Origin of the sequence: Citrobacter sp. S46_ASV_140, assembly GCF_018919545.1 — a bacterium.
GTDB lineage: Bacteria > Pseudomonadota > Gammaproteobacteria > Enterobacterales > Enterobacteriaceae > Citrobacter > Citrobacter braakii.
This window is the reverse complement of record NZ_JAHLRC010000149.1, coordinates 1-7296: the sequence shown is the minus strand read 5'-3', so window position 1 is coordinate 7296 and position 7296 is coordinate 1. Positions and strand designations below refer to the sequence as shown.

At 52.6% G+C, this 7296-nt stretch carries 7 protein-coding genes; 5 read left to right on the top strand and 2 right to left on the bottom strand.

Annotation, left to right across the window (positions count from 1 at the left end):
• Window positions 1-425 precede the first annotated feature (425 nt).
• Complete coding sequence (mgtS, locus tag KQJ19_RS21190; RefSeq protein ID WP_003032406.1) at window positions 426-521, bottom strand: protein MgtS; 96 nt, start codon at window positions 519-521, stop codon at window positions 426-428.
• A 486-nt stretch (window positions 522-1007) separates the two neighbouring features.
• Here mgtS and urtA point away from each other — a divergent pair, with 486 nt between their 5' ends.
• The 5 genes from urtA to urtE are packed head-to-tail and all read left to right on the top strand — an operon-like array spanning window position 1008 to window position 6475.
• On the top strand, window positions 1008-2279 hold the full coding sequence (gene urtA / locus KQJ19_RS21185; RefSeq protein ID WP_016156478.1) for an urea ABC transporter substrate-binding protein: 1272 nt from the start codon (window positions 1008-1010) through the stop codon (window positions 2277-2279).
• 43 nt (window positions 2280-2322) lie between these two features.
• Window positions 2323-3897, top strand: a complete 1575-nt coding sequence (gene urtB / locus KQJ19_RS21180) for an urea ABC transporter permease subunit UrtB (protein ID WP_216404093.1) — start codon at window positions 2323-2325, stop codon at window positions 3895-3897.
• Window positions 3897-4970, top strand: coding sequence for an urea ABC transporter permease subunit UrtC (urtC, locus tag KQJ19_RS21175; RefSeq protein WP_016156480.1), 1074 nt, complete (start codon window positions 3897-3899; stop codon window positions 4968-4970). The genes urtB and urtC overlap by 1 nt, the downstream gene beginning before the upstream one ends.
• A complete protein-coding gene (urtD, locus tag KQJ19_RS21170; RefSeq protein WP_151222671.1) occupies window positions 4970-5767 on the top strand; it encodes an urea ABC transporter ATP-binding protein UrtD in 798 nt (265 codons plus the stop codon). The genes urtC and urtD overlap by 1 nt, the downstream gene beginning before the upstream one ends.
• A gap of 9 nt (window positions 5768-5776) precedes the next feature.
• Entirely contained in the window at window positions 5777-6475 is a 699-nt protein-coding gene (gene urtE / locus KQJ19_RS21165; RefSeq protein WP_191212325.1) for an urea ABC transporter ATP-binding subunit UrtE, read from the top strand.
• A 40-nt stretch (window positions 6476-6515) separates the two neighbouring features.
• Here the strand turns inward: urtE and KQJ19_RS21160 are convergent.
• Window positions 6516-7296 (bottom strand): MFS transporter (locus tag KQJ19_RS21160; RefSeq protein WP_216404092.1); only part of this gene is annotated, 781 nt, incomplete at its 5' end.

Genomic DNA, 7296 nt, shown 5'->3' with positions numbered 1-7296 from the left:
TCTTAATATCTTTGAGTATCGACATATTGATTGTCCTTGTGATGGGGTGCTTACCATACACTATGAAGCAATAAATAGCTCATTTTATAACCATTGCGATAACATGGATTACTGTACGGTTTGCAAGAATCTCATTAGCGGCCAACATGTCTTATAGAAGGTAGTTACGTTTCGTTTAACGTTCATTGGGGTTGTCGATGATAGATTAGCCAACTATCCGTTATCTTCGCAGGGAATTGCCAGGTAGCGTATAAAAGCAAAACACAAATCTATCCATGCAAGCATTTACCGCTGGTTTATCCGGCGGTTTTTTTTTATCTGTACATCAGGGAAAAGGTGCCGGGAAGGGGAATTCAGGTAAAAAAATGGCCCCTTGTGCAGCTACGCAGCAAGGGGCCGGGTCGGTTCAGGACTATCTCCGTTCATCAATCATCCCATCTGTGGCTAAAATACGCGGCCAGGAAACCGGAAAATAAAATAATTCCCAGAACAGCCATAAAAATATTCATATTACCCAGCATAGTAAATGCTCCTTTATTTGTGAGTTTCCTCTCTTACCTTAAGTTCACCTCGCTTATGACTATAGTAGCAATTCAATCTTAAACAAAGGCTGAACTGTGTGATTATTTCGGCGGAAAAGTAAAATTTTGACGTGATTACGTCGGGAAAAATAAATAATAGTGACAAGGCACGGTTATCTGCGAACAAATAACCATGTTTTTATACCGGGGCACGCCGTTATGACCGTGTGTGACAGACACAGATTGTTGCACGTTTATAATGCAGAGTTGTCTCATTGTGGTTCAATGTTTCACGCGATTAATCCTTCTGGCGGCAAAAATTAATACTGCTTTTTGTGCCTAAAATTCTAATTCATTGATTTTATATGATGTTTTAATATCTGGCATCGTTTTTGCCTTATCACTTCTGAATACCCTTAATTTGCACCGTTTTGTCTGCCCGGCTGCACCGGAGCTTTCAACAAGACTAATTTCAGGAGTGAAACTATGCAGCGTCGTACATTTTTAAAAGCTTTTGCGCTTTCCGCCTCTGTTGTCGCAATGGGAATGAGTTTTAGTGTTCAGGCGGCCGATACTATTAAGGTTGGCATCATGCATTCGTTATCCGGCACCATGGCTATTTCCGAAACGCCGCTGAAAGATGTGGCGTTGATGACTATTAATGAAATCAATGCGCAGGGCGGTGTATTGGGCAAAAAGCTGGAACCGGTGGTGGTTGACCCGGCTTCGAACTGGCCGTTATTTGCTGAAAAAGCACGTCAGTTACTGAGTCAGGACAAGGTAGCGGCGGTTTTCGGCTGCTGGACATCGGTTTCGCGTAAATCGGTTTTACCGGTATTTGAAGAATTGAACGGTCTGCTGTTTTACCCGGTGCAATATGAAGGTGAGGAGATGTCGCCTAACGTCTTCTATACCGGCGCTGCGCCTAACCAGCAGGCGATCCCGGCGGTTGAGTATCTGATGAGTGAGGACGGCGGCAGCGCTAAGCGCTTCTACCTGCTGGGTACGGACTATGTCTATCCGCGTACGACTAACAAAATTTTACGCGCCTTTTTGCATTCGAAAGGCGTGGCCGATAAAGACATCGAAGAGGTGTATACCCCATTCGGACACAGCGATTACCAGACCATTGTTGCCAGTATTAAAAAATTCGCCGCAGGAGGAAAAACGGCGGTGGTATCGACCATCAACGGGGATTCTAACGTTCCATTCTATAAAGAGTTAGCGAACCAGGGCCTGAAAGCCACGGATGTTCCGGTGGTGGCATTCTCTGTGGGTGAGGAGGAGTTGCGCGGTATCGATACTAAACCGCTGGTGGGCAACCTGGCTGCGTGGAACTACTTTGAGTCTGTAGATAATGCGGCCAACAAGAAGTTCGTCGCGGATTACCGGGCGTATGCTAAAGCGCATAAGCTGCCGAATGCTGATTCGGTGGTGACCAACGACCCTATGGAAGCCACTTATGTTGGCCTGCATATGTGGGCGCAGGCAGTAGAAAAAGCCGGAACTACCGATGTGGATAAAGTCCGGGCGGCTATGGCAGGACAATCATTCGCGGCACCATCAGGATTTACCCTGACCATGGATGCGACCAACCATCACCTGCATAAACCCGTCATGATTGGCGAGATTGAAGGCAACGGCCAGTTTAACGTGGTGTGGCAAACCGAAGCGCCGGTTCGCGCCCAGCCGTGGAGTCCATATATCGCTGGTAATGATAAAAAATCTGAACAGCCCGTTAAAACCGCCAGCAACTGATCTTACGCCCTCCTGCGGGAGGGCAACGCTTTGGAGAATGCTCATGAAAGCCATGCGCTTTATTCGTGGTGTGTTGTTGCTGACGTGGCTTTTGCCGTGGATAGCGCAGGCCGCAGATGCCGATACCTTTACCGCCGCCAACCGGACTCAGCAGGCCGCCTTACTTGAACAATGGTCGGTAAAACCCGACGTTCAACGCTTGCCGGTGCTCAAAGCGCTGAGTGATGAGAACCTGCTGACAGATAACGCGAAAAACGCGTTTATCATGAACGGCTCGCACGTACAACCGCTAGGAATGGCGGCAGGTCCGAACGGCGAGCTAAAAAAAATCCGCCTGACTAACCGCCTGCGTAATCTGGTTGCCGGAACCTTGGCCGTCCACCAGCTCTTAAGTGACAGTGTCACGCAAAGGGGCGGGGCAGCGCGTACATTACAGCGTGAGGCCCAGCCGGGGATGCTGCCGTTTTTGCAGCAACGACTGGCCCAGGAGCCGGATGCTGACGTGAAATCCTTACTGGCTATTGCACTGGCAAACCTGCAACTGACCAGCACCTCGCCTGAGATCAGACGTCAGGCAATCGAACTGCTAGGGGCGTCGAACGATCCTGAAACCCAGGCGCGCCTGCAGCCATTCACCCATGCTGAACATGAACCTGATGCCCGCGTTCGTGCTGCCGCTGACGAAAGCCTGAATTCCATCGCGCATCGCATGAAGGTTGGCGATCTTCTTGGACAGGCATTTATGGGATTGTCGCTGGGCTCCATTTTGCTGCTGGCGGCATTGGGTCTGGCGATAACCTACGGCTTACTTGGCGTCATTAATATGGCGCATGGTGAGATGTTAATGCTCGGCGCTTACGGTACCTGGATGGTGCAACAGCTGATGGGCCAGTTTTTCCCGCAATGGTTGGCCTGGTATCCGGTTATTGCGCTTCCGGTCGCCTTTTTGCTTACCGCTGGGGTTGGAATGCTACTCGAGCGCGGAGTGATCCGCCATTTATACGGGCGTCCGCTCGAAACCCTGCTGGCAACGTGGGGGATCAGCCTGATGCTTATCCAGTTGGTGCGTATGTCCTTCGGCGCGCAAAACCTTGAAGTCGCTAATCCGGAATGGCTTTCCGGGGGCATTCAGGTTTATGCCAATCTGATTTTGCCGTGGAACCGAATTGTGGTGTTTGGCTTTGCCATTCTGGTGCTGTTCTTCACCTGGCTGTTGTTGAATAAAACCCGTCTCGGACTGCGCGTACGTGCGGTGACGCAAAATCGCAATATGGCGGCCTGCTGCGGCGTACCTACCGGACGTGTGGATATGCTGGCCTTTGGTCTTGGTTCAGGGATTGCCGGACTGGGGGGCGTAGCGCTCTCGCAGTTAGGCAACGTAGGACCGGAACTGGGGCAAAGCTACATTATCGATTCGTTTCTGGTGGTGGTGCTGGGCGGCGTGGGACAACTCGCGGGGAGTGTAGCCGCTGCGTTTGGGCTTGGGATTTTCAACAAAATTCTTGAGCCTCAGGTGGGAGCGGTTCTCGGTAAGATTATGATTCTGGTGCTGATTATTTTGTTTATTCAGAAACGTCCTCAGGGGCTGTTCGCGTTGAAAGGGAGGGTTATTGACTGATGACGATGCCAATGACATTAACGCTGGCGCGTAAAGCGCCGCGCGCGACACGCATCCTGGGGCTGGGTTTACTGCTGACGCTGATTATTCTGCCGTTTCTGGCGCTGTTACCTGCGGATCATCCGCTGGCCATATCGGTGTGGACATTGACTCTGGCCGGGAAAATTCTCTGCTATGCCATTGTGGCGGTGGCGCTGGATCTGGTGTGGGGCTATGCGGGAATGCTCTCGCTGGGCCACGGTATTTTCTTTGCGCTGGGGGGATATGCGATGGGAATGTATCTGATGCGCCAGGCTTCCGGCGAAGGATTACCGGCCTTTATGTCGTTTCTGTCGTGGACCGAGCTGCCCTGGTTTTGGTGGGGAACGCAACATTTTATCTGGGCGATGTTGCTGGTTGTGCTGGTGCCGGGCCTGCTGGCGCTGGTATTTGGCTGGTTTGCCTTCCGTTCAAAAATCAAAGGGGTCTATTTCTCCATCATGACTCAGGCCCTGACTTTCGCCGGGATGTTGCTGTTTTTCCGCAACGAAACCGGCTTTGGGGGAAATAACGGTTTTACCGGTTTTACCACCATTCTGGGATTTCCGGTGACCGCGACCTCAACCCGTATCGCGCTGTTTCTGGCGACGGTCATGCTGCTGGTGCTGGCAATATGGCTGGGACTGGCGCTGGCCCGCAGTAAGTTTGGTCGAATTCTCACCGCCGTGCGCGACGCCGAGAACCGACTGATGTTCTGTGGTTACGATCCGAAAGGTTTCAAGCTGCTGGTGTGGACGCTTTCCGCCGTGCTGTGCGGCCTGGCGGGGGCGTTGTATGTTCCGCAGGTTGGAATCATTAACCCCAGCGAAATGTCGCCGACCAACTCGATAGAAGCGGCGATTTGGGTTGCCCTCGGCGGGCGTGGAACCCTGATTGGCCCGGTATTTGGCGCCGTACTGGTGAACGGCGCTAAAAGCCTGTTTACCGTCATTATGCCGGAATACTGGCAACTGTTTCTTGGCCTGATCTTTATTGGCGTTACGCTGTTTTTACCTCGTGGTGTGATGGGTCTGTTTCGCAAGGGAGACAAATAATGCAGCCAGATGAAGGGCTTTTTACTCGCCAGATGCCAGGCGATCGGTTTCGCAACCAAACGGACCCGGTGCTCCAGTTGGAAAAAATTAACGTTAACTTCGATGGCTTCCAGGCGTTAACGGATCTCACGCTCAATATTGGCGTTGGGGAGCTGCGTTGCATCATTGGTCCCAACGGTGCCGGAAAAACGACGCTAATGGATGTTATTACCGGCAAAACCAGGCCGCAAAGTGGTCGGGCGATATACGATCAGTCGACCGATTTAACAACGCTGGACCCCATCGCCATTGCACGTCAGGGTATTGGGCGGAAGTTTCAGAAACCCACGGTATTTGAAGCGTTAACGGTGGAGGAGAATCTGGAGCTGGCGCTGAAAAGTGATAAATCTGTCTGGGGCTCTTTACGGGCGCGCCTCACCGTCGAACAACGGGATCGTATAGATGAAATACTGGCGCTGTTGCGGCTGGGCAACGAGCGGGCCCGCCGCGCCGGGCTGCTTTCTCACGGGCAAAAACAGTTTCTCGAAATTGGCATGCTGTTAGTACAGGAGCCGCATTTACTGCTGCTGGATGAACCCGCGGCGGGCATGACGGATGCGGAGACGGAATACACTGCGGAACTGTTTCGTAAGCTTGCCGGGAAGCACTCGCTGATGGTTGTTGAGCACGATATGGGATTTGTCGAAACCATTGCCGATCGCGTCACGGTCTTACATCAGGGACGCGTTCTGGCTCAGGGAAGTCTGCGCGAAGTGCAGGCCAACGAGCAGGTTATTGAAGTTTATCTCGGGCGTTAAGGAGCACAGATGTTGCAGGTGAAAGAACTGAATCAATATTATGGTGGCAGCCATATTCTGCGAAGTGTGAACTTTGAGGCGCGTATCGGCGAGGTGACATGTCTGCTGGGGCGTAACGGCGTGGGGAAAACGACGCTTCTGAAGTGCCTGATGGGGCTTATTCCTGCCCGCAGTGGGAGTGTGTTCTGGCAGGAGAAAAATGTCACTCACTGGAAGCCGCATCAGCGGGTCAGGGCCGGTGTGGCGTATGTACCACAGGGTCGCGATATTTTCCCGCGTCTGACGGTAGAAGAGAACCTGCTGCTCGGCCTTTCCCGTTTTTCAGCACAGGAGGCCAGACGTGTGCCGGATGATATCTATGCGCTCTTTCCGGTTCTACAGGAGATGAAACATCGGCGGGGTGGAGATTTGTCCGGCGGGCAACAGCAGCAACTGGCGATTGGGCGAGCGCTGGCCAGTCGCCCGCAGTTGTTAATCCTCGATGAGCCCACGGAGGGGATCCAGCCGTCAGTGATTAAAGAAATTGGGCAGGTGATTTCTCAACTGGCGCACCGGGGTGACATGGCCATTTTGCTGGTGGAGCAGTTCTATGATTTTGCGCAGCAACTGGCCGACAAATACTTACTCATGTCGCGAGGCAGCATTATTCAAAGCGGTGACGGTAAAAATATGGAGTCCGATGGCGTTCGAGGGCTGGTCGCCATTTGAGATTCGCGACAGAGCGGCTTTGGCTCTGTCGCGATCATCATTAGCAGGCCGCCGTCTGGCCCCAGGGTTTGGCGCGCATGCCTTTTATCATTAGCGCCCAGGCAAGAACGATCGCCACCATCAGCGCCACAAACAGCGACCACGGCGGCAATGTGGTTAAAATGACGCCGCTGACTAATGGGTTTACCGCTGCGCCCAACCAGCCTAACGACTGGGCGGAAAAATAGCTGGCTTTCATTCCTGCAGGCGCGATGTTGTCGATGAGCATGTATTCACCCGGCGCGTAAATGACCTCGCCGATAGTGAAAAAGGCCGCAGAAATGCCCCATAACACCAGGTTGTTGCCGGAGAAGGTGAAGCCAACCAGACCGACCACAAAGAACAGCGTGCCTACAGTCATTAGCGGGCGGATATTGGTGGCGGTGAGCCTGCGCCCGAGGGCATATTGCAGTGATACCACAATGGCGGCGTTAACAGGCAGGACGACTGCTACCACTTTCTCGGCAAAATCGCCGTCTGCAACCACCATAACGTATTGCGAAATACAGGATGCAAAGGCACCACCAACGAATGACGCCAAAAATGCTGACAGCGTAAACCAGAATAATGCTCTGTCGCGCAGCAGTACCGAGGGGGACCAAACTGCGGCGTTCAAACCTTCTAATGCTGCTGGTGAACGCTTTACCCAGGTCTGGATAAACACCAGAGGGAGTGCTGAACATGCAGCAGCGAGCCAGAACGGCAGGTTAATGCTTTGCATCACCAGTAGCGTACCCAGCGGTGGGCCTACGGTCCAGCCGATGTTCAGCACGGTATAGTTA

Bases quoted from the DNA above. Each gene is read 5' to 3' on its own strand.
- mgtS (WP_003032406.1), bottom strand. From the start codon at position 521: ATGCTGGGTAATATGAATATTTTTATGGCTGTTCTGGGAATTATTTTA.
- urtA (WP_016156478.1), top strand. From the start codon at position 1,008: ATGCAGCGTCGTACATTTTTAAAAGCTTTTGCGCTTTCCGCCTCTGTT.
- urtB (WP_216404093.1), top strand. From the start codon at position 2,323: ATGAAAGCCATGCGCTTTATTCGTGGTGTGTTGTTGCTGACGTGGCTT.
- urtC (WP_016156480.1), top strand. From the start codon at position 3,897: ATGACGATGCCAATGACATTAACGCTGGCGCGTAAAGCGCCGCGCGCG.
- urtD (WP_151222671.1), top strand. From the start codon at position 4,970: ATGCAGCCAGATGAAGGGCTTTTTACTCGCCAGATGCCAGGCGATCGG.
- urtE (WP_191212325.1), top strand. From the start codon at position 5,777: ATGTTGCAGGTGAAAGAACTGAATCAATATTATGGTGGCAGCCATATT.